22 protein-coding genes are annotated in these 22,869 nt (G+C 63.4%); 7 read left to right on the forward strand and 15 right to left on the reverse strand.

Annotated elements, in window-relative coordinates:
- Window positions 1-210 precede the first annotated feature (210 nt).
- From LK535_RS11605 to LK535_RS11630, 6 genes are read right to left on the reverse strand one after another with little or no spacing between them, the layout of a single operon-like run.
- A complete protein-coding gene (locus LK535_RS11605) occupies window positions 211-1,116 on the reverse strand; it encodes a ParB/RepB/Spo0J family partition protein (protein ID WP_227772072.1) in 906 nt (301 codons plus the stop codon).
- Window positions 1,113-1,895: a ParA family protein gene (locus LK535_RS11610; RefSeq protein WP_227772073.1), complete on the reverse strand. Its 783-nt coding sequence runs from the start codon at window positions 1,893-1,895 to the stop codon at window positions 1,113-1,115. Before LK535_RS11610 ends, LK535_RS11605 begins: the two co-directional genes overlap by 4 nt.
- Window positions 1,892-2,458 (reverse strand): 16S rRNA (guanine(527)-N(7))-methyltransferase RsmG, encoded by a 567-nt coding sequence (locus tag LK535_RS11615; RefSeq protein WP_227772074.1) that lies wholly within the window; start codon window positions 2,456-2,458, stop codon window positions 1,892-1,894. Before LK535_RS11615 ends, LK535_RS11610 begins: the two co-directional genes overlap by 4 nt.
- A 50-nt stretch (window positions 2,459-2,508) precedes the next feature.
- Window positions 2,509-4,233, reverse strand: coding sequence for a tRNA uridine-5-carboxymethylaminomethyl(34) synthesis enzyme MnmG (gene mnmG, locus LK535_RS11620; RefSeq protein WP_415837128.1), 1,725 nt, complete (start codon window positions 4,231-4,233; stop codon window positions 2,509-2,511).
- Window positions 4,233-5,507, reverse strand: a complete 1,275-nt coding sequence (gene mnmE, locus LK535_RS11625) for a tRNA uridine-5-carboxymethylaminomethyl(34) synthesis GTPase MnmE (protein ID WP_227772076.1) — start codon at window positions 5,505-5,507, stop codon at window positions 4,233-4,235. Before mnmE ends, mnmG begins: the two co-directional genes overlap by 1 nt.
- On the reverse strand, window positions 5,504-5,740 hold the full coding sequence (locus LK535_RS11630; protein WP_227772077.1) for a DUF6489 family protein: 237 nt from the start codon (window positions 5,738-5,740) through the stop codon (window positions 5,504-5,506). The genes mnmE and LK535_RS11630 overlap by 4 nt, the downstream gene beginning before the upstream one ends.
- Before the next feature lie 121 nt (window positions 5,741-5,861).
- Here LK535_RS11630 and LK535_RS11635 point away from each other — a divergent pair, with 121 nt between their 5' ends.
- A complete protein-coding gene (locus LK535_RS11635; RefSeq protein WP_227772078.1) occupies window positions 5,862-6,563 on the forward strand; it encodes a dienelactone hydrolase family protein in 702 nt (233 codons plus the stop codon).
- A gap of 92 nt (window positions 6,564-6,655) precedes the next feature.
- Here the strand turns inward: LK535_RS11635 and LK535_RS11640 are convergent, their stop codons facing one another.
- The 3 genes from LK535_RS11640 to cysD all read right to left on the reverse strand — a co-directional run bounded on the left by LK535_RS11640 (window position 6,656) and on the right by cysD (window position 10,360).
- Window positions 6,656-7,396 carry a 3'(2'),5'-bisphosphate nucleotidase CysQ gene (locus LK535_RS11640; protein ID WP_227772275.1) on the reverse strand — a complete coding sequence of 247 codons (741 nt, stop codon included), beginning with the start codon at window positions 7,394-7,396 and terminating at the stop codon, window positions 6,656-6,658.
- A gap of 5 nt (window positions 7,397-7,401) precedes the next feature.
- Window positions 7,402-9,348, reverse strand: a complete 1,947-nt coding sequence (gene cysN, locus LK535_RS11645; RefSeq protein WP_415837129.1) for a sulfate adenylyltransferase subunit CysN — start codon at window positions 9,346-9,348, stop codon at window positions 7,402-7,404.
- 103 nt (window positions 9,349-9,451) lie between these two features.
- Window positions 9,452-10,360 (reverse strand): sulfate adenylyltransferase subunit CysD, encoded by a 909-nt coding sequence (cysD, locus tag LK535_RS11650; RefSeq protein ID WP_265334189.1) that lies wholly within the window; start codon window positions 10,358-10,360, stop codon window positions 9,452-9,454.
- 77 nt (window positions 10,361-10,437) lie between these two features.
- Between cysD and LK535_RS11655 the strand changes: the two genes are divergently transcribed.
- Entirely contained in the window at window positions 10,438-11,394 is a 957-nt protein-coding gene (locus tag LK535_RS11655) for a helix-turn-helix transcriptional regulator (protein WP_227772079.1), read from the forward strand.
- Window positions 11,395-11,418: 24 nt separating this feature from the next.
- Here LK535_RS11655 and pdeM read toward each other — a convergent pair whose 3' ends face one another.
- From pdeM to LK535_RS11675, 4 genes are all read right to left on the reverse strand, one after another.
- Complete coding sequence (gene pdeM / locus LK535_RS11660) at window positions 11,419-12,081, reverse strand: ligase-associated DNA damage response endonuclease PdeM (protein WP_227772080.1); 663 nt, start codon at window positions 12,079-12,081, stop codon at window positions 11,419-11,421.
- 171 nt (window positions 12,082-12,252) lie between these two features.
- Window positions 12,253-13,161, reverse strand: a complete 909-nt coding sequence (locus LK535_RS11665; protein ID WP_321576565.1) for a MipA/OmpV family protein — start codon at window positions 13,159-13,161, stop codon at window positions 12,253-12,255.
- Window positions 13,162-13,189: 28 nt separating this feature from the next.
- Window positions 13,190-13,606: a DUF2141 domain-containing protein gene (locus LK535_RS11670; protein ID WP_415837130.1), complete on the reverse strand. Its 417-nt coding sequence runs from the start codon at window positions 13,604-13,606 to the stop codon at window positions 13,190-13,192.
- Entirely contained in the window at window positions 13,545-14,339 is a 795-nt protein-coding gene (locus LK535_RS11675; RefSeq protein WP_227772082.1) for a sterol desaturase family protein, read from the reverse strand. Before LK535_RS11675 ends, LK535_RS11670 begins: the two co-directional genes overlap by 62 nt.
- Window positions 14,340-14,492: 153 nt before the next feature.
- Between LK535_RS11675 and crtY the strand changes: the two genes are divergently transcribed.
- Genes crtY through LK535_RS11695 form a run of 4 tightly spaced genes read left to right on the forward strand, consistent with a single transcriptional unit; the run spans window position 14,493 to window position 18,760 of the window.
- On the forward strand, window positions 14,493-15,653 hold the full coding sequence (crtY, locus tag LK535_RS11680) for a lycopene beta-cyclase CrtY (RefSeq protein WP_227772083.1): 1,161 nt from the start codon (window positions 14,493-14,495) through the stop codon (window positions 15,651-15,653).
- The gene (locus tag LK535_RS11685; RefSeq protein ID WP_227772084.1) at window positions 15,650-17,134 is read left to right on the forward strand and encodes a phytoene desaturase; all 1,485 of its coding nucleotides are present in this window, start codon (window positions 15,650-15,652) and stop codon (window positions 17,132-17,134) included. Before crtY ends, LK535_RS11685 begins: the two co-directional genes overlap by 4 nt.
- 40 nt (window positions 17,135-17,174) lie before the next feature.
- Window positions 17,175-17,756 carry a TIGR00730 family Rossman fold protein gene (locus LK535_RS11690; RefSeq protein ID WP_227772085.1) on the forward strand — a complete coding sequence of 194 codons (582 nt, stop codon included), beginning with the start codon at window positions 17,175-17,177 and terminating at the stop codon, window positions 17,754-17,756.
- A 50-nt stretch (window positions 17,757-17,806) separates the two neighbouring features.
- Window positions 17,807-18,760 carry a phytoene/squalene synthase family protein gene (locus LK535_RS11695; protein ID WP_227772086.1) on the forward strand — a complete coding sequence of 318 codons (954 nt, stop codon included), beginning with the start codon at window positions 17,807-17,809 and terminating at the stop codon, window positions 18,758-18,760.
- A gap of 168 nt (window positions 18,761-18,928) precedes the next feature.
- Here the strand turns inward: LK535_RS11695 and thrS are convergent, their stop codons facing one another.
- Both thrS and LK535_RS11705 read right to left on the reverse strand, forming a co-directional pair.
- Window positions 18,929-20,932, reverse strand: a complete 2,004-nt coding sequence (gene thrS / locus LK535_RS11700) for a threonine--tRNA ligase (protein WP_227772279.1) — start codon at window positions 20,930-20,932, stop codon at window positions 18,929-18,931.
- 417 nt (window positions 20,933-21,349) lie between these two features.
- Window positions 21,350-21,706, reverse strand: coding sequence for a glycine zipper 2TM domain-containing protein (locus tag LK535_RS11705; protein WP_227772087.1), 357 nt, complete (start codon window positions 21,704-21,706; stop codon window positions 21,350-21,352).
- Between the two features lie 117 nt (window positions 21,707-21,823).
- Between LK535_RS11705 and LK535_RS11710 the strand changes: the two genes are divergently transcribed.
- The gene (locus LK535_RS11710) at window positions 21,824-22,801 is read left to right on the forward strand and encodes an esterase-like activity of phytase family protein (RefSeq protein WP_227772088.1); all 978 of its coding nucleotides are present in this window, start codon (window positions 21,824-21,826) and stop codon (window positions 22,799-22,801) included.
- The last annotated feature ends 68 nt before the right edge of the window (window positions 22,802-22,869 follow it).

Below are 22,869 nucleotides of genomic sequence, written 5' to 3' on the forward strand. Positions count from 1 at the left end.
GTGCTCCTCTGGAGCAGATCCCAACGAGCGTGGTTCACTTGCGAGGGGCGTTCTAGCCCTAGGCCGCAGCCCCACCTTTCCGGCGCTCCGACGTGGCGAAGCAATCGCGCTCACGGGCTCGGAAGTTGCCTCTCCTCTCCGGTGACCTAGGTCAGCCATATATCCGGTGGCGGAACATAGCGGCGGACGGTTCCTCCGCCGCTTTCCACGTCAGATCGGTTCTCCGCTAAGACGCTGGCAGAGCATGTCCAGCTGATCGAGCGTGCTGTAGTCGATCGTGACGGCGCCGCCGTTGACTCCATAAGTGATCCTGACGCGGAGACCCAGAAGGTCTCCGAGTTGCCGCTCCAGCGCAGCGACATCGGCGTCGCTGGTGCTACCAGCGCCGACGTCTGCTTGCTTGCGTTGCGTCTTGCGCGTGGAGGCGGGCTTGGCGTTCTGAGCCAGTTTCTCCGTCTGGCGAACCGACAGTCCCTTGGTGACTACCTGATCTGCCAACAATTCGGCGTCAGGTGCGCCAATGATCGCGCGAGCATGACCCATGCTGAGCGACCCATCGACAACCCGCGCTTGCACAGATTTGGGTAGATCAAGGAGGCGGAGAAGGTTGGCGACGTGGCTCCGCGACTTATGGACCGTCTTGGCGAGAACCTCTTGAGTATGGCCAAACTCGTCCACCAGCCGGCTGTAAGCCTCCGCTTCTTCGATCGCGTTGAGGTCCTGCCGCTGAATGTTCTCGACCAGCGCGATCTGCAGAGTCTCGCTGTCCGTATAATCCCGGACCACGACAGGTACTTCATGCAGCCTGGCGCGCTGTGCTGCGCGCCAGCGGCGTTCACCCGCGACGATCTGATAAGTATGGCCATGTGGCCGCACCACGATCGGCTGAATGATGCCACGCTCAGCGATCGAGGCCGCAAGCTCGTTGAGGGCATCTTCGTCGAAGTGGCGGCGCGGCTGATCGGGGTGAGGGGCGATCGCACTGACCGGGATCATCCGAACGCCGACAGGCGGGCTGCCATTGGTGTCCGTGGGTGAATCATCGCGTGCGATGTCCCCAAGCAAGGCACCTAGTCCCCGGCCGAGCCCGCCGCGCGGGCGCTTCGTGTCAGTCATGCTGCAACCTCATTCGCGTGGGGCAAGCGCGCGATCAGCTCTCGCGCCAACGCGATGTAAGCTTGAGATCCGCTGCACCGGTGATCGTAGATAAGGGCCGGCAGTCCGTGGCTAGGAGCTTCAGAAAGCCTGACGTTGCGGGGGATCACCGTTTCGAACACCACCTTCCCGAGCACGGCGCGCACGTCGGCCGACACCTGTTCCGTCAAGCGGTTGCGGCGATCGTACATCGTTAGTGCAACACCGATGATCGAGAGGGAGGGATTGAAGCGGGCACGAATGCGCTCGACCGTGGTCAGCAACTGGCTAAGCCCTTCCAGTGCGAAGAACTCACATTGAAGCGGCACGAACAGCGAATCCGCCGCCACCATGGCGTTGATCGTCAGCAGGCCCAGCGAGGGGGGACAATCGATCAAGGCGATGTCCCAACGCGGCGGCGCGGCGTCGAGCGCGCGATGCAGGCGATGGGTGCGCTGTTCGAGTTCGACCAATTCTATCTCGGCACCGGACAGATCGACCGTTGCCGGAAGCACATCAAGCCGCGGAATGCCGGTGTGAACCGCCGCCTTTTCAACCGGCGCTTGATCGACCAGCACGTTGTAACTGGATGATTCTCGCTGAGCCTGGCTGATGCCCAGCCCAGTGGAGGCATTGCCTTGCGGATCTAAATCGATGAGCAGCACGCGCTTGCCCGTTGCCGCAAGCGCCGTCGCGAGATTGATGGCAGACGTCGTCTTTCCGACGCCGCCTTTCTGATTGGCAACTGCTATTCGGATCATCGGCGCTGCCTCACATGACGTGCGCTGACGATACCTGCTTCGGGGCTGGTGATGCTTTGTTCCACGTGGAACAATCCCTCAAAGCGGCGCCGCGCCTCGTTCACTTCTGTCGTGGCCGATTGTCCCTTCGGGAGCAAGTAGAGCGTGTCCATGGACGCGATATGCGCGGTAGATTGCAACAAATCCGATAATGAGGCGACCGCCCGAGCAGAGATAATCGCAGCTTGTACGCCGGTCAGCCGCTCGACCTTTGCTTGGTGCACGGAAACTCGATTGCCGACGCCTTCTTCATCCACAACCGTCTGGAGGAAATCGGCACGCATGCGCCGCGGTTCGACCAGGGCGACGGGGTGCTCGACAGCAAGCGCAACGATCATGCCGGGGAAGCCGGCACCCGTCCCTACATCGACCCACAGGCCCTCGCTGCTTTGCGCCATTGGAAGGAGCTGTGCAGAGTCGAGCACATGGCGCTCCCAAATCACGGGGAGGGTGGCCTTGGCCACCAAATTCTGCCGATCGCTTTCTGCAAGCACGCGTGCGACGAAGCGGACGAGCCGCTTCATAGCCGATGCGCCGACGATCGCCTCGACAGCGGCGCGCGCTTCTTCCTCTGTCATCGCCGCGCTTTTGCGTCGAGCCACAATGCAGTCAGCGCTGCCGGGGTGACACCGCGTACGCGCGATGCCTCTCCCAAGGTGCGCGGACCGGCAGTGCGTAGCCGCTCACGCATTTCGTTCGACAAACCGGCAATGCGGTTGAGGTCATCACCAGCCGCAATCGTCACGCGGTCATCATGCTTCATCCTTGTGATTTCCGCCGCCTGTCGCGCCAAATAGGGCGCGTACCGGATATCCTCTTCATGCTCCCGGATCAGGTCGGCATCGAAGGCCGGACCAGTTTCACCCGCGCGCAATCGCGTGCGTTGCTCCATCCTTGCCTCAACGTGTTTGCGGCGAAGCCCTGAAAGCAAGTTCAGCCGCTCGGCGTGGTGGGAGAGGCGGGCCTCTGCGTTATCTGCTCGAAGCGCGAGCCTGTACTCCGCCCGGGCGGTTAGCATCCGATATGGTTCGCTGATCCCTTGCAGCACGAGATCGTCGATCATCACGCCAATGTAGCTGGCGCTTCGATCAGGAAGTAATGGTTCCCTCCCCAGTGCAGCCGCAGCCGCGTTGGCCCCAGCGACAAGTCCTTGGGCGGCCGCCTCTTCATAACCAGTCGTGCCGTTGATCTGGCCTGCCAGATACAATCCGGCGATCTGCGGAAGAGCCAGTGTGGCGTCGAGGGCGCGTGGGTCGATATGGTCATACTCCACCGCATAGCCGTGCATGGTGATGCGGACCTGTTCCAGCCCTGCGATGGTGCGCAGGAAGGCGTCCTGAACATCGGCGGGCAGGGAGGTGGAGACACCGTTTGGATAGACGATCGGCTCGTCGAGTCCCTCCGGCTCCAGGAATATCTGATGCCCATCCCTGTCACCGAAACGGCGGATCTTGTCCTCGATCGATGGGCAGTAACGCGGGCCCTGTCCTTCGATGGCGCCAGTTTGCAGCGGGGATCGGTGCAGATTGTCAGCGATGATCGCGTGCGCTGTCGGCGTGGTACGAGTGATCGCGCAGGCGAGTTGGGGCAGAACGCGCCCGCGAGTAATCGGCGACATGGTCCAGGGATCCACATCGGAAGGTTGCGGTTCCAGTCGCGCCCAGTCGATCGTGCGCCCGTCCAACCGGGGCGGCGTGCCGGTCTTGAGCCTTCCCATCGGAAGCTTCAGCTCCCTCAGCTGAACGGCAAGCGGAAGGGCAGCGGCTTCATCGACACGCCCCCCGACATGCTGTTCCTCGCCTCGGAAGAGCTTACCACCCAGGAACGTACCGGTGGCAAGCACAACCGTGGGCGCTTTCAACGTGTCGCCGTTGCCGAGCTTAGCCCCGCGCACCCGAGCCGCCTCAACATCAAGCCCGACGGTCTCGCCTGCTACAATGCTGATGTTCGGTTCCGCGGCGATCATGTCCTGAATAGCGGCTGCGTAGAGTCGGCGGTCCGCCTGAATACGGGGGCCCTGAACAGCAAGGCCTTTGCTCCGGTTCAGCATGCGATGATGGATCGCGGCAGCGTCTGCTGCTCGTGCCATCAGGCCGTCGTAGGCATCTACTTCGCGGACGAGATGGCCTTTGCCGAGCCCCCCGATTGAGGGATTGCACGACATCGCGCCGATCCGGCTGGGATCATGGGTCACGAGAGCGACCCGCGCTCCACGACGTGCGGCAGCAGCGGCTGCCTCCGTCCCGGCGTGGCCGCCGCCTACTACGATAACGTCAAATGATTGTTCCACGTGAAACACTACTTTCCGACACAGAAGCGCCCGAACAGAGCGTCGAGCATCGCCTCCGTCGCATCGATGCCGAGGAGGCCGGCAAGCGCGCGTGATGCTGTACGTACTTCTTCTGCTTGTAACAGCAAGTCATCTGATCCGATCACGTGATGCAGCGCAGCTTGTGCATCCGTGATCGCTTGGCGCTGCGCCTCGTGGAATGTCGGGCCGGTGATCTCACCGAGAACCTTGTCGCCTCGCCGCTCAATCTCTTCCCAGAGCGCATCAACCGTGGTCAGGTCGTTTATTGTCGTTGCGATCGCGCCAGGCAGGGCGGCTGGCCGAACGTCCGCACGCGCATGAACGGCGATCGCTCGAGGATCGTCTGAGTGAGGTTCACTCAGATCGAGGATGATATCCGCGGCTGCCACCGCTTGCAGCGCCCGTTCGATGCCGATGCGCTCGACAGGGTCTTCAGCTTTGTCCCGCAAGCCGGCCGTATCGATCAGCGTATAAATACGCCCGCGGCGCACGATGCTGGCTTCCACGCGATCCCGTGTTGTACCCGCGATCGGCGAAACGATTGCCGCCTCTCTGCCGATCAACGCGTTCAGCAGTGACGACTTGCCCGCATTGGGAGGGCCAACCAGTACGACGCGGATGCCATCGCGGTAGCGCTCAACGGCCGGGCGGGCGAGAACCTGTCCAAGCGTTTCAGCAAGGACAGCACTTTCCGATTCGATGAACGCTGGATCGACAGCGGAGACGTCATCTTCATCGTCGAAGTCGATCGCTGCTTCGATGATTGCGCCCAAGCGCGAGAGCGAGTCCATCCACCCGATCACCATTCGACTGATGGCGCCTTCTGCGCTCTCGATGGCTAGTCGGCGCTGCTGCTCGGTTTCGGCTTCCAGCAGATCGGCGAGCCCTTGAGCCTGGATCAAGTCGATACGACCATTGATTAAAGCGCGGCGCGTGAACTCGCCGGCACCAGCGGCGCGAAGATTAGATTGCGTCGCCAGAGCGTGCTCGACCGCTGCTACAACCGCTCGACCGCCATGGAGGTGTAGCTCCACCAGATCCTCGCCCGTGGCCGTGGCGGGGCCGGGGAACACCAGCACCAGCGCCTGATCGATCGCACTCCCCAAATGGTCCTTCAATGTTCGCAAGCCCGCGCGGCGCGGAGGTGGCAGTGATCCCGCAAGCCGCTCCCCGGCGGAAAGCGCGTCCGGGCCACTGATGCGCATCACCGCGATCGCGGCGGGCGGGCGGCCGCTTGAGACCGCGAAGATCGTGTCCGTCATCCGCTGGACTTGCTTGCCGCTTCGAACATGCGGCGCCACATGGCGGTGCCCGCCTCACCCATGGGTGCCCAGCTTTTGACGACTGCGTCGATCGCCTCCGGCCCCATGGTGCTTTGCTCCAACGATTGTTGAAGGATTGCGACATAACGATCCTGAAGAGGACCGAGATCGGGCAGCCCCATGAACCGGCGGGCTTCTTCCGGCGAACAATCGATTTCGATGGTGATCTTCATGACCACGCTCCCTTGAGCAGTCCCCCTGGGGACGATAGCGTCGCTGACACGCCATCTATGCCCGTGATGCCGCGCTCCTCGCAACCGCGTCGCTGGCCCACATCAACTGAGAGGATCTGACATGGGTGAAATGATCGACGTTGCCGCGCTGAACGGTGAAGGAACTTTCAAGGCGTATCGCGCACAGCCCAGTGGCACACCGACGGCGGCGATCATTGTCATTCAGGAGGTGTTCGGCGTAAACCCAGGCATTCGCCAGAAGTGCGATCGCCTCGCAGAGCAAGGCTATCTTGCTATCGCGCCTGACCTGTTCTGGCGGATCGCACCGAGCGTCGAGCTGAACCCCGACGTGCCGGAGGAGTTGCAGCGCGGGCTCGACCTGTTCGGACAGTTTGATCAGGATGCCGGCATTCGTGACATTGAAGCGACCATCCACCAGGCACGCCAGCTACTCGGCGGAACGGGCAAGGTGGGAGCGGTCGGTTACTGCCTAGGTGGCCGGTTGGCATTCATGACTGCGTGCCGGACGGACATTAATGCGGCTGTTGGCTATTATGGCGTCGGCATCGACGGCCTCTTGGTTGAGAAGCACGCCATCGCCCACCCGGTATTGCTGCACATCGCCGGCGAAGACGGCTTCGTTGACAAGGCCACCCAGCAGAAGATGCACGAAGGCCTCGATGATCATCCGAAGGTGACTTTGTACGACTATCCCGGTGAGGATCACGGCTTCGCGACTGAAATGGGCGATCGTCGGTCGGAGGAAGCAGCGAACTTGGCCGATGAGCGCACGGCAGCCTTCTTCCGCGAGCATCTGGCGTAACGCTCCTGCAGGCTGGCCCTCTGCGTGTTGGCGCAGCGGGCAAGCCTTGCGTATTCGTGCTCCTGCCGGCCGGTGCCTGAGAACGGATAAGCTTAGGCTGCTGCCTTCGTCTCGTTGATGAGCGCAAGCACCTGCTCCGCGAGAGACTTGGGGCAGATGAGCAGATCAGGAAGATAGGTGTCCTCCTGATTGTAGATAAGCGGGCTGCCGTCGATGCGCGAACAATGCAGGCCATGTGCCAGCGCCACCGCAACTGGCGCGGCGGAATCCCATTCGTACTGGCCGCCTGAATGCAGGTAGATGTCCGCCTCTCCGCGGACGACCGCCATCGCCTTTGCCCCTGCCGAACCCATCGGGACCAATGTAGCGCCTAGCCGCTCCGCCACGCTCACGGCTTCGGCGGCAGGTCGCGTGCGGCTCACCAGCATGCGCAGCGGATTGGCGGGTGGGGGAACCGCGGCTGGCTGATCGGACCGCAATACCAATCCAGCGCCAGGCAATGCCACGGCACCGACCGTTGCCACACCGTCAACGGCCAGGCCGACATGCACGGCCCAGTCCTGACGCTCTTCGCCATATTCGCGCGTCCCGTCGACGGGATCGACGATCCACACCCGCGACTTGCCCAGGCGATCGCCGTCGCACTTCATCTCTTCCGAGAGCAGGCCATCGTCCGGACGTGCTTCGCGAAGCGCTTGGACCAGGAACTGGTTGGCCGTCTGGTCCCCCGCTTTACCCAGCGCCTTTGCCGAGAACACGCGGGCACCGCGGACCTCCAGCAGGATCCGGCCGGCAGTCTCGGCCAGGTGCGCTGCAAGTTCAGCGTCGGACATAGCGGTCATGGAATGATTCTCTTGATGATCAGCTCGGCCGCTTCATCGGGTGTCATTGCCGTGGTGTCGATCCGGATCTCGGGATCTTCGGGTGGCTCATAGGGGCTATCGATCCCGGTAAAATTGGCAAGCTGGCCACTCCGCGCCTTGGCATAGAGACCCTTCACGTCGCGCCGCTCCGCTTCGGACAGCGGCGTATCGATATGTACCTCGATGAACTCGCCGGGCTGCATCATCTGACGCACCATCTCGCGTTCCGCGCGAAACGGCGAAATGAAGGCAGTGATGACGATCAGACCCGCGTCGGTCATCAGCTTGGCCACTTCGCCGACCCGGCGGATGTTTTCCACGCGATCGGCATCGGTAAAGCCCAGGTCCTTGTTGAGCCCGTGACGCACATTGTCGCCGTCGAGCAGGAAGGTGTGGCGGTTCATCCGCACCAGCTTCTTTTCGACAAGGTTGGCGATGGTCGACTTGCCGGCACCCGAGAGGCCGGTGAACCAGAGCACCACGGGCTTCTGGTTCTTGAGCGCGGCGAGCGTGTCGCGGCTGACATCGGTGGGCTGCCAATGGATGTTCTGTGAACGACGCAGGCTGAAGTGGAGCATGCCCGCGGCGACCGTGGCATTGGTCAGCTTGTCGATCAGAATGAAGCCGCCCAGTTCCTTGTTCGGGCTGGTCCGGTCATCGGCGTATGGCTCGAACACGAGCGGTTTGTCGGTGGAGAGGTTTGCGACCCCGATCGCGTTCAGATCAAGCGTCTTGGCGGCGAGCTGCTCCAGCGTGTTGACGTTGACCTGATATTTGGGTGCCTGGATCGTCGCCGTTACGGTCTGAGTGCCAAGCTTCAGCCAGTAGGAGCGGCCGGGGAGCATTTCGTCCTCGGCCATCCAAACGATCGTTGCCTCGAACTGATCGGCAACTTGGGGCGGTGCCGAGGCTGCAGCGATCACGTCTCCACGGGAGCAATCCACTTCATCGGTGAGCGTGAGGGTGACAGACTGGCCCGCGACCGCCTCGTCAAGGTCGCCGTCCAGCGTGACGATACGGGCCACCGTCGACGTCTTGCCAGAGGGCAGAATCCGCACCGGATCTCCCGGTTTGATCGTCCCGGCAGCCACGAGGCCAGCGAAACCGCGGAAATCCAGATTGGGGCGGTTCACCCATTGTACAGGCAGCCGGAATGGCTTCGCCTGATCAGCCTCTGCATCGATCTCGACCGACTCAAGGTGCTCGACCAGCGACGGCCCGGAGTACCAGGGCGTGTTAGGCGAGGGCGCAGTGATGTTGTCGCCTTTGAACCCGGAGATGGGGAGCGCCGTGAACGAACTGAGGCCGATAGACTCTGCAAACGTGCTGTAATCGGCCACGATCTCATCAAAAACGGCCTGATCGTAGCCGACCAGATCCATTTTGTTCACCGCTAGTACCAAATTCCGGATGCCGATGAGGTGGGCAAGGTAGGAGTGGCGGCGAGTTTGGGTGAGTACGCCCTTGCGCGCATCAACCAGGATGACCGCAAGATCAGCGGTCGACGCGCCAGTCACCATGTTGCGGGTATATTGTTCGTGCCCCGGCGTGTCGGCGACGATGAACTTGCGCTTCTCGGTCGCGAAAAACCGGTAGGCGACATCGATCGTGATGCCTTGTTCCCGCTCAGCCGCGAGGCCATCGACCAAAAGCGCGAAGTCGATGTCCTGGCCCTGCGTGCCGACCTTCTTGGAGTCGCTCTCGAGGGCGGCGAGCTGGTCCTCGAAGATCATCTTCGAATCATAAAGCAGCCGACCGATCAGCGTGGACTTACCGTCGTCCACAGAGCCGCAGGTGATGAAGCGCAGCAGCGACTTGTGCTGGTGGCGCGCGAGATAGGCGTCGATGTCCTGCGCGATGAGCGCGTCGACTTGATAGGCGGATTCTTGAGCGCTGCTGGCCATGTCAGGCGACCTCATCATGCGGCGCTTGTGTCGGCAGCCGGAACGCCGCCAGCGCGGACGTAGGCCGTTGCGCAACCGTCGCGGAAGCGGGCTTCAGGGGGGCGGGAGATGAAACGCAGCATCAGAAATACCCCTCCTGCTTCTTCTTCTCCATACTGGCGGAACCGGCATCCTTGTCGATCGCTCGACCCTGCCGTTCGCTGGTAGTGGTGAGGAGCATCTCCTGGATCACATCGGACAAGGTTGCCGCTTCGCTCTCGACGGCGCCGGTTAGCGGGTAGCAGCCGAGCGTACGGAAGCGGATCGAGCGTTCGACGGGCACTTCGCCCTCGCGAAGCGGGAAGCGATCGTCATCAACCATCAGGAGAAGCCCGTCGCGCTCAACGGTCGGGCGCTTCTCGGAAAAGTACAGCGGGACGATGGGGATGTCGTTCAGCTGGATGTACTGCCAGATGTCGAGCTCCGTCCAGTTGGAGATCGGGAAGACGCGGATGCTTTCGCCCTTCGCCTTTTTGGCATTGTAGAGGTGCCATAGTTCCGGCCGCTGGTTCTTGGGATCCCAGCGGTGATTGGCAGAGCGAAACGAGAAAACGCGCTCCTTGGCACGGCTTTTTTCCTCGTCGCGGCGCGCGCCACCGAACGCGACATCGAAGCCGAATTTGTCCAGCGCCTGCTTCAGCCCTTCTGTCTTCCACATGTCCGTATGAAGCGGGCCGTGATCGAACGGGTTGATGCCTCGCGCCTCGGCTTCGGGATTCTTGTAGACGATGAGTTCCATGCCGCTCTCGCGCGCCATTCGGTCGCGCAGTTCGTACATCGCCTTGAATTTCCATGTGGTGTCGACGTGGAGAAGCGGGAAGGGCGGCGGGGCCGGATAGAAGGCCTTTCTGGCGAGGTGCAGCATGACGGCGGAATCTTTGCCGACGGAGTAGAGCATCACCGGGCGTTCGCTCTCGGCGACCACTTCGCGCATGATGTGGATCGATTCCGCCTCGAGACGTTCGAGGTGGGTCAGGCGGCGGACTGGCATGATATCCCCGAGGTTGTTCGGAGCAGAACATGGCACTGCAGGCGTGACAGCAAACCTCCCATATGGGAGTATGCCTGATGGTAATTGCGCGCGCGGACGAGACGGACTTGTTGCTGCCGCTGCACGAGGGTGTTCATGAGGCGCGACCATGGACGACCTTTCTCACACGTTTGCGCCAACGCGTCCGGGCTGATGAGGCCGGTTTGATCATCAGCGCCGGGCTTGAGGAAAGGGAAACGCACCTTCTTGTGCCAGCCACCGCGACCATCCCTGACGATCGCAGCTGGCGCCGCGCACTTCGTCCCGGTCGCGCCTATGCCATTGAAGAACGAGAGGGATTTGGGAGGGTCGTTCGAGTTGACGAGCCGGGAGGGGCGACGGCTTGGCTCGCGATGAGACGCAAGGAGCGTGATTTTACCGCTGCCGACGCTGCCTTGCTGGCGCGCCTCGCGCCGCATCTGGCCATAGCACTGCGGACGCGGCGGGCGGTCGATCAAGGCCGGGCAGCGCTCGAGCTTTCCGAAGAGGCGCTGGCGCGTGCTGGCATTGCTTGGGTCGGTTTTGACGGCGACGGACGAATCCTGTCGATGTCGAAGGGTGCGGTAGCGGTGCTGGGCGCGCGCTGGGCAGGGAGCGGCGTGGGCAGTGTCGCCGCATCTCTCAAGGATGACGCACCGCAAGTTGTTCAAGTGCGCGACGAGGCATCACCCTGGATCCTTCTGATACCGTATCGGGAGCCATTGGAAGCTTCCTGGCCCCGGCTGTCGACGATCGGCCTGGTCGCAACACCCCGCATGGGGGATGAGCAAGCACGGGCTGCTGTGCTGGCGACCTTATTTGGATTGCCGCCCAGCGAAGCGAAGCTCGCAGCGGCGATCGCTGGCGGCGCCAGCCTGAGCGAGGCTGCCGATCAGCTTGGACTGACGATCGAAACCGCTCGCAATTACTCCAAGCGGCTGTTTGCCAAGACCCGGACCCGCGGGCAGCTGGATCTGGTGCGATTGATCGGGAGCAGCGTCGCCAGACTCGTCTGAACTACCGCCGCCGCGCAGCTGGCGTCACGCTGCGAGTGAAAAGCGCAGCAGGCGGTCCTCAACTGGAATCAGCGCGTGCGCCGGTCTCCCGACGGCCCGACCGATCTCGGGATGGGTGGCGTCGAGCCCGCCCGTCAGCGATCCAAACGCGGGCAGGATGAGCTTCGCACCGGTTGCCACGAAGCAGCGGCGGGAGATGAGCTTGCCACGCACCCGAATCCGCAGCTTGGGATGGAAGTGACCTGATAATTCGGGTCGCGTCTCGCCCGGTCGCGCCTCATGCCGCAGGATCAGCCCGTCAACGGAGGCTTCGTCCAGCACCTCACCGCCGCAGCGGTCAACGCCGTGCGGGTCATGATTGCCGGTGATCCAGGTCCAGCGCGTGGCAGACGTGAGCGCCCGAAGCATCTCCTGCGCGGCCGCGGGCAAGCGACTGCAGCCGTCGGGGTCATGGAAACTGTCGCCCAGGCACCAGACCTCGCGCACGTCCGTTTCCCGCACGAGCGCCGTTAGGTCTGAGAGGGTGGCAAAGGAGTCATAAGGCGGCAGCATCTGACCGCCGCGCGCGAACCAGCTTGCCTTTTCGAGGTGAAGATCCGCAACCAGCAGCGCCCGTCGCGCAGGCCAGAGCAGCGCCCCCTGCACAAGGGGCGTCAGAAGTTGGCCACCGAACGAAACAGGAACCATTCCGACGCCATGCATCGTTTCGCGTGGCGGATCAACTGCTTGCCGGTGAGAAACCCGGGGTCGGGCAGTGCCGCGCGTGGAGGTGCTTACGAGGTGGGGCGCTGCCCCCTATGCTGATGAGTTCGACCCCACCCCGGCGGCGCGCCTGGATGGCGCGCCCTCTCCAAACCGTCAGAAAGTGTAGGCGAGACCCAGGACGCCGAGCCACTGATTGCGCGAGCCCGCGACGCTGACCATTGGGCTGTCCGCGACGTCGTTGATCAGCTTGCGGTACGTGCCGCCGCCGACAATCTTGAAGCCCTTCAGGAGGTTGCCGGTGAGGGAGTAAGTGCCGATCGCGCCAACCGTCCAGCTTTTCCAACCCCCACGGCCACGGTAGGCGGGCAGCCCAGACACCAGGGCCTGATCGGGTGAAATGTCGTAGTAGGTGCGCAGATATTTAGTTTCGACCCGCTCGGCCGAGCCGAACAGTGCGACCGCAGCCTTAGTGGACAAGGGGGTAAAATAGTTGATCGTCGGCTGCCAGATGCCGCTGCGATGCACCTTGCTAACATCGTGCCGATAGCTGAGCGACACCGAAAGCTTGTCATAAGGGCTGGTGATGACGCCGGTCTTGCCGACACCGACGAAGCCGCCGAGTTCGATCGCGGTGTCTCGCTCCCCCAGCGCACGCACGCGCGGATCGTCGATGCTGGAACGATCGCTGCGCATGAAGTTGATCACACCAACCGGGCCAAGCTGGAAATCCCAGGAAGGGCCGGGCTGATTGGGGATGAGATCGGCGCTGGCGCGGTTGCCGAGCACCTGGAAGTTGATACCGCTCACTGACCCGATCACGCCGGGAACGGGCGCCCACCGGTAATCGTCGGAGCCTTCATAGTCGGGGAGATAACCGGCGCCGATTCCTACGGTGACGGAATCGCCGCCCATGTCCTGGGCGATTGCTTCGGCACTGCTGGATGGCGTGGTGGCATTCTGCGCAGCGGCAGCTGACGGCAGCGCGGTAACGGCAGCAAGGCCAAAGAGAATTCTGGCTATCACGGTTCGGTGCGTCCCCTTTTGATCCGCACCGAAACCCACCTGCAGCAATTTAGCTCCGGGTGAGTGCTTAAAGGATGTAGCGCAGCTTCACTTGTTGCTTCTCTGCATCACTGTTGATGCCGAAGCGGGCAGCCGAAAAGCGCGGCGGGCCAAAACGGATCGGGGGGTTGCGCGAAAAGCCGAAGCCTTCGCGCGGGATGCCAGCGAAAGTGTCCAGCTTCTTGTTGCCGTTTTCATCGTGGATCACGGCAACGGCATAATTGCCATGTGGAAGCCCCTCGAACCGCAACGAGGTAGTGCCAGCTGGAATGGACCGGCGGGTGGCGTTGTGATCGTCCACGCAGGACGGGAAATTGTCCGGCGCAGCGGTCAGGCAGATGCGCAGCATCCCTTTGGCAGAGCGAACCTGATCAAAATCGACATCAAGCCGCGCGACCGGCGTCGCGCCGATCAGCGTTGCCGCGCTCACGCCGAGCAGCAGCACGCGCCCGGTCCCGCGTGAAATCGCCCAAGCCTTCATCCGTGCGGCACAGCCGATCCCAGAACCGGAAATAAAGCCCATAGTTACACCCATACCGCTCATGATGGCGCTGATGATGGCTGGCGGTGATCAGCCAGGCCCCCAATGGCCCACGCCACATGAACCGTGGAAAAACCTCCCAGCCCATATGGTTGGTCACGCCCATAACGGTCATGATCGTCAGGACCAATCCGAGTGCGGCCACGTGGATCGGAATGGCGAACACCAGTAGCGGAATTACCACAGCGCCGGTCAGCGCCTCGATCGGGTGAAACGCCATTGCCGCCCAGGCCGTCGGCGGCCGGCTGGCATGATGCACCGCATGAGCGACGCGGAACGGCTTGGGTCGGTGCATCCACCGATGTGTCCAGTAAAACCAAGTATCGTGGGCAAACAGGAACAGCAGCACCGATACGGGCAGGTACCAGAGCGGAAACGCGGAGACGTCCGTGTAGATCTGTGTCCAGCCGCGGTTCTGCCAGCCCCAAGCGACGACGCCGGCGGGCACCCCATAAATGGCCGCGGATGCGAGACTCCACCAGATTTCGCGCCGGATCTGCGGATCAAGGCCGGCATAGAGGCCAGGATGCCGGAAGCGAGTGGCCATGGCGAAGGCGCCGCTGGTGATCAGGTAGCGGACGCCAACGATCATCGTCATCGCGGCGGCGGAAAGAACGATGGCAAGCGCAATCGACATGCGGCTGCTTGTACGGGTTGTGCTCTGATCGGGAAAGCACTGGCAGTGTCGTCACGGCAATCGGTCAACCTGAACAAAAGGATGTGCCGACGTCATCCATGCCGCTGGCGATCACTGCTTCCGTAGGCGTGACCGATCCGCTAGGCGGGAGAGATGCCGGTTACCCATGAATGCGACCTCGCCATTGTTGGCGGCGGGCTGGCTGGCGGGCTGATCGCAATGGCGCTGGCAGCACGCCGGCCGGAGTTGAAGGTCCGTCTTGTCGAAGGCGGGGAGACGCTGGGCGGCAATCACGTCTGGTCGTTCTTTGACGGGGACGTGGACAAGGACGATCGCTGGCTGTTGACCCCGCTCGTCTGCCACGCCTGGCCGACCTACGACGTGGCCTTTCCTGCGCACGCCCGGACGATCGCTCAGCCTTACTATTCGATCGAGTCCGACCGGTTCGACCAAGTGGTGCGCAAGGCTCTGCCGTCCGAGGCGGTCATGACGAACTGCAAGGTGCTGGCCTGCAGCCCCACGGCCGTCGTGCTGGCGGACGGCGAACGCATCGAGGCGACAGGAGTGATCGACGCACGCGGGGCCGGGGACCTCTCGATGCTGGACGTCGGCTGGCAGAAGTTCGTGGGTCGCTTGCTCGACGTGCCTGCCGGCCATGGCGTCGAACGTCCAATGGTGATGGACGCGACCGTGGCGCAATATGACGGCTATCGTTTCGTCTACCTGCTGCCGTTTTCGCCCACCCAGCTGTTCGTTGAGGACACCTATTACAGCGACAGCGCCTCGCTGAATGTCCGCGCGCTCAACCGGCGCATCGATGCGTACGCGGAGGCAAAGGGCTGGGCCGCGGCGCCGGGCGGACGCGAGGAGAAGGGTGCGCTTCCAGTTGTAATTGGCGGCGACTTCGAGGGATATTGGCGATGGGGCGGTGCGAAGGTCGCCAAGGCAGGCGCCAGGGCAGGGCTCTTTCATCCCACCACTGGATATTCACTGCCCGATGCGGTGCGGCTGGCGGTGCGGATTGCTGAGGCCAGTGATCTGAGTGGTGAGGGGCTCCACAATTTGACCCATGAATATGCGCGCGCGCGCTGGGACGAGCGGCGCTTCTACCGGATGTTGGACGCGATGCTGTTCCGTGCTGCAGATCCCGATGTGCGCTACAAGGTACTTGAGCGCTTCTACCGGCTTCACCCGAAGCTGATCGCGCGCTTCTACGCGGCGCGCTCGACGACAAAGGACAAGCTCCGCGTGCTGGCCGGGCGGCCGCCGGTGCCCGTTTTTCGTGCCCTTCGCGTGATCAGGAATGCATCATGAGCAGCCGCGCAATCATCATCGGCGCCGGGTTCGGTGGCCTCGCACTTGCGATCCGTCTGCAATCGGCAGGGGTCGCCACGACGATCGTGGAGGCGCGCGACAAGCCCGGCGGCCGCGCTTACGTTTGGCAACAGGACGGCTTCACCTTCGACGCGGGCCCCACCGTCATTACCGACCCGGCCTGCCTGGCGGAATTGTGGGCGCTGAGCGGTGACGAGATGGGCCGCGACGTAGCGCTGGAGCCGGTGCAGCCCTTCTACCGGCTGAACTGGCCCGACGGCACCAATTTCGACTACACCAACGACGACAAGCTGCTGCGTGCCGAGATCGCCAAGCTCGATCCGGCGGACGTTGAGGGATACAGCAAGTTCCTCGCTTACTCCGCCGGCGTGTATCACGAAGGCTATGAGAAGCTCGGCCATGTCGCGTTTCTGGATTTCGCCTCCATGATCAAGGCGGCGCCTGCGCTCGCCAAATATCAGGCGTGGCGCTCGGTTTATTCGATGGTTTCTTCATTCGTGAAGAGCGAGAAACTGCGCGAGGCGCTGTCGTTCCACACGTTGCTCGTCGGTGGCAACCCGATGACGACGAGCGCCATCTACGCGCTGATCCACAAGCTGGAGCGCGACGGTGGCGTATGGTTCGCGCGCGGCGGCACTAACCGGCTGGTCGCCGGCATGGTGGCTCTGTTCGAGCGGCTCGGCGGCACGTTGCGGCTGAACGACGCGGTCGAGGAGATCGAGACGCTGGGCGATCGCGTGACCGCGGTGCGCACCAAGAGCGGCTGGCGGCAGGAGGCCGACATGGTCGCTTCCAACGGAGACATCGTCCACACCTACCGCGACCTGCTGAACGGATCGCGTGCCGCCGCCAGGACAGCAGCGCGACTGGAGCGCAAGAAATTCTCGCCGTCGCTGTTCGTGGTTCACTTCGGCATCAAGGGCACGTGGCCGGGGATCCCGCACCACATGATCCTGTTCGGCCCGCGCTATAAGGGACTACTCGCCGACATTTACGACCATGGTGTGCTGAGCCAGGACTTCTCCCTCTACCTGCATCACCCGACCGTCACGGACCCGAGCCTCGCGCCGGAGGGCTGCTCGACCTTCTATGCGCTGGCGCCGGTGCCGCATCAGGGCAAGTTCCCCGAAGATTGGGAGCGGATCGCCCCCATCCTGGAGAAACGCATCCTGGACGAGGTGGGCCGCCGGTTGATTCCGGACATCCATGACCGGATCATCACCAAGTTCAGCTACACGCCGGCCGATTTCTCGCGCGATCTGAACGCACATCTTGGCAGCGCCTTCAGCCTGGAGCCGGTGCTGACCCAGAGCGCCTATTTCCGCGTACACAATCGCGATGATGCGATCAGGAACATGTACTTCGTCGGTGCCGGTACTCATCCCGGCGCCGGGATCCCCGGTGTCGTCGGCAGCGCCAAGGCGACCGCGGCATTGATGCTTGAAGGAGTAAGACGTTGAGTTTGTGTGTAACCCTCCAACTTGTCTCGGAGGGCGAAGTATGAAGCGCCTGGCAGTGTATTGCGGTTCGGCCACGCCACGCGACCCCATGTACATGGAACTCGCCTGGGACGTCGGCCGTACGCTCGCCGAACGCGGCATCGGCGTGGTCTATGGCGGCGGCAGGCTGGGCCTGATGGGCGCGGTGGCCGATGGTGCGCTTCAGGCCGGTGGCGAGGTGATCGGCATTATTCCCCAGGCGCTGGTCGACGCCGAGGTGGCTCATCGCGGCCTTACCGAGCTTCACGTCGTGAGCGGCATGCATGATCGCAAACGCGCCTTTACCGATCTCGCGGACGGCTTCGTCACTATTCCGGGGGGAACCGGGACGATGGACGAATTGTGGGAAGCGCTGAGCTGGGCGCAGATCGGTTACCACGCCGATCCGGTCGGCCTGCTGAATACCGCCGGCTATTACGATCATCTCGTCGCCTTCTGGGAGAAGATGGGTGAGGTGGGCTTCCTGCGGCCGCAGCACCGCGGCTTGCTGATCGTGGCGGAAACGCTGGGCGATCTGCTCGATCGCATGGCGGCGCATGAACCTGCGCAGCCAATCGTGCGCATGAGTGCGGACGACCTCTGATCCCAACGGGGCGACGGCCGTGGCTGTCGCCTGTTTCGCATGAGGCAAAGGTGGCGCGCGACAAAAAGCAACAGGTGAACGAGGAGCGCAGGGTGCTCGTTCAGGCCGCGCGCGATTCTATCGCACGCGGATCCAAGAGCTTCGCAATGGCCAGCAACCTGTTCGATCGCGAGACGCGCGAGCGAGCATGGCTGCTCTATGCCTGGTGCCGCGCGTGTGATGACATTGTCGATGGGCAGGATCACGGCCATGGCGCCGCGCCTGTCGTCGATGCCGAGGCGAGGGTCGCCATCATTGCGGAGAAGACGGTTGCCGCTCTGGCCGGTCGAACGGTTGGGGATATGCCGTTTGACGCCCTGCGCGTGGTTGCGGCGGAAACCGGCTTGCCGGCCAGATTTGCGCAGGATCTCGTCACCGGCTTTCGTCTGGACGCGGAGGATTGGCGTCCGCGCAGCGAGGACGATCTTTATCGCTACTGCTACCATGTCGCCGGCGCGGTGGGCTGCATGATGGCCGTCATCATGGGGGTCGATCCGGCGGACGAAGACACGCTGGATCGCGCCTGCGACCTCGGGATTGCTTTTCAACTGGCCAACATCGCGCGCGACATCGAGGAAGATGATCGGATCGGCCGCTGCTATCTGCCGATCGAGTGGTTGGTCGAGATGGATATGCCACCGGGCGAGCATATGAAGCCGCCGTTTCGTGATCGGCTGGTGGTGCTTGCCCGGCGCTTGGCGACCCGGGCAGCGCTGCATGAGGCGAGCGCACGCGTAGGCGCGGCGCGGCTGCCCCCTAGAGCGCGTTGGGCCGTGCTGGCGGCGGCGGGCATCTACGGTGACATCGCCCGCGAAGTGGCGGCGCGCGGTGCCCACGCCTGGGATCATCGCGTGACGACGCCAAAATCCGCCAAGCTGGCGTGGGTGGCGAAGGCGGCGATCGCCGCGCGGCGGCCGATCAAGGACACGCCCCGCCCTCCCTCGCTTTGGACGCGGCCGCGCTAGGACCGCTCTATGACGCCGGGCTGACCTCGGCATCCATCATTCCGTGCGTCACCGCGGCTGCAGACTCGCGAGAGCGACCAGCGCCGGAACAAGACCCAGCGGACCACTGACGTAATCACAGCCTTCCCCGCTCGCCCAAGTTCAGGGCGAGCGGGGTACGCTGCGCGACTACAACAGATCGGGCGGTGTCGCTTCCTTCACAAGCCGGGCGACGATCTCGTCCAGCGAGACGATCTCCTGCCCCTGGCTCCCCAACCGGCGAACGGCGACCGTGCCTTCCTCCGCCTCTCGCTTGCCGACGACCAGCAATGCCGGCACCTTCGCCAGGCTGTGCTCGCGTACCTTGTAGTTGATCTTCTCGTTGCGAAGGTCCGTCTCGACTCGCAGCCCGGCCGCCGTCAGCCGATCACGCACCACATGCGCATAATCGTCAGCCTCGGACACGATCGTCGCGACGACCGCCTGCACCGGTGACAGCCACAGCGGGAAGCGCCCCGCATGATGCTCGATCAGGATGCCAAGGAACCGCTCGAACGTCCCCAGGATGGCGCGATGAAGCATCACGGGACGATGACGCTCGCCATCCTCACCGATGTAGCTGGCGTCCAGCCGCTCGGGCAGCACGCGGTCGGACTGGATCGTGCCGACCTGCCAGGTCCGCCCGATCGCGTCGGTCAGGTGGAATTCCAGCTTGGGCGCATAGAAGGCGCCTTCGCCCTCCAGCTCCTCGAACCCGTCCTTAATCTTCTGCGGCAGGTTCGACGCCATCACCGCGCGGCGCAGCTCGTCCTCGGACTTGTCCCACATCGCGTCGTCGCCGAAGCGCTTCTCGGGGCGCAGCGCCAGCTTCACCGCATAATCGGTGAAGCCCAGATCCTGGTACACGCTGTCGAGCAGGTCGATGAACTTCGCGACCTCGTCGACCAATTGGTCCTCGCGCACGAAGATATGCGCGTCGTCCTGCGTGAACTGGCGCACCCGCATGATGCCGTGCAGCGCGCCATGCGGCTCGTTGCGGTGGCAACAGCCGAACTCAGCCATGCGGATCGGCAGGTCGCGATACGATTTGATCCCCTGGCGGAAGATCAGCACGTGCGCCGGGCAGTTCATCGGCTTCAGCGCCATCCAGTCCGCGTCCGGCGACACCAGCGCGCCGTCGTCCTCGATGTTCGGCACCTCGTCGGGGATGACGAACATGTTCTCGCGATACTTGCCCCAGTGGCCGGAGCGCTCCCACTGGCGCGCGTCCATCACCTGCGGCGTCTTCACTTCCTCATAGCCGCCGGCATCCAGCCGCCGGCGCATATACGCCTCCAGCTGCCGCCAGATCATATAGCCCTTGGGGTGCCAGAAGACGCTGCCATGCGCTTCGGACTGGAGGTGGAACAGGTCCATCTCCTGCCCGATCTTGCGATGGTCGCGCTTCGCCGCTTCCTCCAGCATGTGGAGGTGCGCATCGAGCTGCTTCTTGTTCAGCCAGCCGGTGCCGTAGATGCGGCTCAGCATCGCGTTTTTCTGGTCGCCGCGCCAATAGGCGCCCGACACGCGCGTCAGCTTGAACGCCTGCGGATCCAGCTTGCCGGTGGAGGCAAGGTGCGGCCCGCGGCACATGTCTAGCCAAGCGTCCTCACCCTTGCCGGCGCGATAAACCGTCAGCTCCTCGCCCTCGGGGAGTTCGGCGGCCCACTCGGCCTTGAACGTCTCGCCCTGCTTGGTCCAGCGATCGATCAGGTCGGCCCGCGACCAGACTTCGCGGATCAGCGGCTCGTCCTTGGCGATGATCTCGCGCATCTTGGCCTCAATTGCGGGCAGATCCTCCTCGGTGAAGGGGCCACGATCCGCAGGGGCGGCGAAATCATAATAGAAGCCGTCGTCCGTCGCCGGACCGAAGGTGATCTGCGTGCCGGGGAACAGCGCCTGCACCGCTTCCGCGAGGACGTGCGCAAAATCGTGGCGCGCGAGTTCGAGTGCCTCGGCCTCATCGCGATTGGTGACCAGCGCAAGGTGCGAACTGCCTTCGAACGGACGGTTGATGTCGCGCAATTCGCCGTTGACGCGCGCGGCGATGGCGGCCTTGGCGAGGCCAGGGCCAATGGCGGCCGCAATGTCGGCGGGCGTCGATCCCGGCGGCACCTCGCGTACCGAGCCGTCCGGAAGCGTGATCGAGAGCATGTTCATGAGAGGCTTTCCTGCAATGCCGATGCGCTTAGGCGAGCGCGAACGCGACGAAAAGAGCGTCCGGGATCTGCAGGAACGAAGTGGAGGACGCCGGCCCACCCGTTCCCGGGCGAGCAAGCCGTCAGCGCATCAGCGCGTGACCGACCGCCCCCGGGTGCCCGGGGTGGTAGTAGTGGTCAGGGCACGGATGTGCAGCATTGCTTTGATATAGCCGCTCCAACGCCTGTGAACAACCGTGGGTGCCCAGCGGTGCCACCTGAATAGGGGCGCCAAGACTGTTCCGAACAGGGCAGTGGGCAAAACAACGGGCCCGCCTCCTTTCAGAAGCGGGCCCGCGCCCTCATACGCTACGCGAGGGATAAGCAGGCCGAAGGGCCATCTCGTCAGCGGTGATCCCCGCTGCCCGCGCGGTTAGCGGCAGTAACGCGGGTTGTTCGACTTCTCGATCGCGTTGCCAGCGACCGCGCCGCCAACGCCGCCGAGCACGGTACCCAGCGCACGATCACCGCGACTGTCGATGGCACGACCCAGCAGGCCGCCGGCGATCGCACCGACGATGGTGCCGGTGGTGCCGTTGTTGCAGCGCTGGTTGCGATAATAGCGGCGGTCATTGCCGCGATAACCGCGATAGCCGCGATAATTATCATAACCGCGATACTGGCGCTCATAGCGGTCGCCGTAGTAGCGCTGGGCCGATGCTTCTGCCGGGATCATGGCCACCGTGCTCATCGCGAGAGCGGCGCCGGCGAGCGAAAGCTTCTTGAACATGGTTGCTTCTCCCGTACCAAATTCCGTCGGAGAGGGCGGTTGCCGTCTCGATGAATGTGCTTTTGGCCGATTCGCCTTGAGCCAACCCTGAATGCGCTCGTTATCAACGGTTCAGGTATGAAGCCGCGCCGCCGCGCCGTGCGCTGGGCAGTTTCGGTTCTCTCGGTGCTGCTGATCGTGCCCCGCTATGCAGGGAACGAGCGGCTTCCAGAGATAGGTGCCGAACCGCGCGTGACGATCGTCCCCTATGTTCCCGCGCAAGGCTGGCCTGAGCGGATCGGGCAACTCGTGCCCCTGGCCGGATATAAGCTGCGCAGCCACGACCCGGCATTCGGCGGCTTTTCGGCAATCGCGTGGCGCAATGGACGGGCCATGTTGCTGTCCGACGGAGGCAATCTGGTCAGTTTCGGCCTACGCGACGGCCAAGCGATCCACCCTCGCGGGCATGTGCTGCCCGGTGGACCGGCGATCGGCTGGGATCGCGCAGACCGCGACAGTGAGTCGCTGGCGCTTGATCCAGTGCGCGGGACGGCATGGGTCGGTTTCGAAAATCAGAATGAGATTTGGCGGTACAGCCCGGATTTTCGACGCGTCGAAGGACACAGTGCACCCGGCCTGATGCGGAACTGGGTGCGCAACCAAGGAGCGGAGGCTCTGGTTCGGCTCAAGAACGGACGCTTCGTGGCCTTTGCAGAGCGCAAGCCGGGGCGCCGCAACCGATACGCTGTCTTATTCTCCGGAGATCCGACCGCGCCAGGAACGAAGGCGGCGCCGTTCCGGCTGGTTCCCCCCGACCGCTATGATCCCAGCGACGTAGCAGTGCTTCCGAATGGCGATCTTTTGATCCTTACCCGGCGCTTCCAATATCCGTTCAGCTTCAGCGCGAAGTTGGTGCGGATACCGAGCGCAGCGCTGCGGCCCGGCGCGCATGTCAAGGGCGAGGTGATTGCCACCCTTGCTTCGCCGATCATGGGAGAAAATTGCGAGGGAATCGCGATCACACAGGAACGCGGCGCCACGATCGTGTGGATCGTCACGGACAATGACGGGATGCCCTGGCGCCCGTCCTACCTGTTGAAGTTCCAGCTTCGCTGAGCGGCGCTTCCGCTCTGAGGCAGGCGATCCGACGGACGTCGGGCAATCACGTGCTCAGTCTCGTCTAT

Source organism: Sphingomonas sp. IC4-52, from assembly GCF_020707225.1.
GTDB lineage: Bacteria > Pseudomonadota > Alphaproteobacteria > Sphingomonadales > Sphingomonadaceae > Sphingomonas.

Coding starts and splice junctions, on each gene's coding strand:
- LK535_RS11605 (WP_227772072.1), bottom strand. CDS start 1,116: ATGACTGACACGAAGCGCCCGCGCGGCGGGCTCGGCCGGGGACTAGGT.
- LK535_RS11610 (WP_227772073.1), bottom strand. CDS start 1,895: ATGATCCGAATAGCAGTTGCCAATCAGAAAGGCGGCGTCGGAAAGACG.
- LK535_RS11615 (WP_227772074.1), bottom strand. CDS start 2,458: ATGAAGCGGCTCGTCCGCTTCGTCGCACGCGTGCTTGCAGAAAGCGAT.
- mnmE (WP_227772076.1), bottom strand. CDS start 5,507: ATGACGGACACGATCTTCGCGGTCTCAAGCGGCCGCCCGCCCGCCGCG.
- LK535_RS11630 (WP_227772077.1), bottom strand. CDS start 5,740: ATGAAGATCACCATCGAAATCGATTGTTCGCCGGAAGAAGCCCGCCGG.
- LK535_RS11635 (WP_227772078.1), top strand. CDS start 5,862: ATGGGTGAAATGATCGACGTTGCCGCGCTGAACGGTGAAGGAACTTTC.
- LK535_RS11640 (WP_227772275.1), bottom strand. CDS start 7,396: ATGTCCGACGCTGAACTTGCAGCGCACCTGGCCGAGACTGCCGGCCGG.
- cysN (WP_415837129.1), bottom strand. CDS start 9,348: ATGATGAGGTCGCCTGACATGGCCAGCAGCGCTCAAGAATCCGCCTAT.
- cysD (WP_265334189.1), bottom strand. CDS start 10,360: ATGCCAGTCCGCCGCCTGACCCACCTCGAACGTCTCGAGGCGGAATCG.
- LK535_RS11655 (WP_227772079.1), top strand. CDS start 10,438: ATGGTAATTGCGCGCGCGGACGAGACGGACTTGTTGCTGCCGCTGCAC.
- pdeM (WP_227772080.1), bottom strand. CDS start 12,081: ATGGTTCCTGTTTCGTTCGGTGGCCAACTTCTGACGCCCCTTGTGCAG.
- LK535_RS11675 (WP_227772082.1), bottom strand. CDS start 14,339: ATGTCGATTGCGCTTGCCATCGTTCTTTCCGCCGCCGCGATGACGATG.
- crtY (WP_227772083.1), top strand. CDS start 14,493: ATGCCGGTTACCCATGAATGCGACCTCGCCATTGTTGGCGGCGGGCTG.
- LK535_RS11685 (WP_227772084.1), top strand. CDS start 15,650: ATGAGCAGCCGCGCAATCATCATCGGCGCCGGGTTCGGTGGCCTCGCA.
- LK535_RS11690 (WP_227772085.1), top strand. CDS start 17,175: ATGAAGCGCCTGGCAGTGTATTGCGGTTCGGCCACGCCACGCGACCCC.
- thrS (WP_227772279.1), bottom strand. CDS start 20,932: ATGCTCTCGATCACGCTTCCGGACGGCTCGGTACGCGAGGTGCCGCCG.
- LK535_RS11705 (WP_227772087.1), bottom strand. CDS start 21,706: ATGTTCAAGAAGCTTTCGCTCGCCGGCGCCGCTCTCGCGATGAGCACG.
- LK535_RS11710 (WP_227772088.1), top strand. CDS start 21,824: ATGAAGCCGCGCCGCCGCGCCGTGCGCTGGGCAGTTTCGGTTCTCTCG.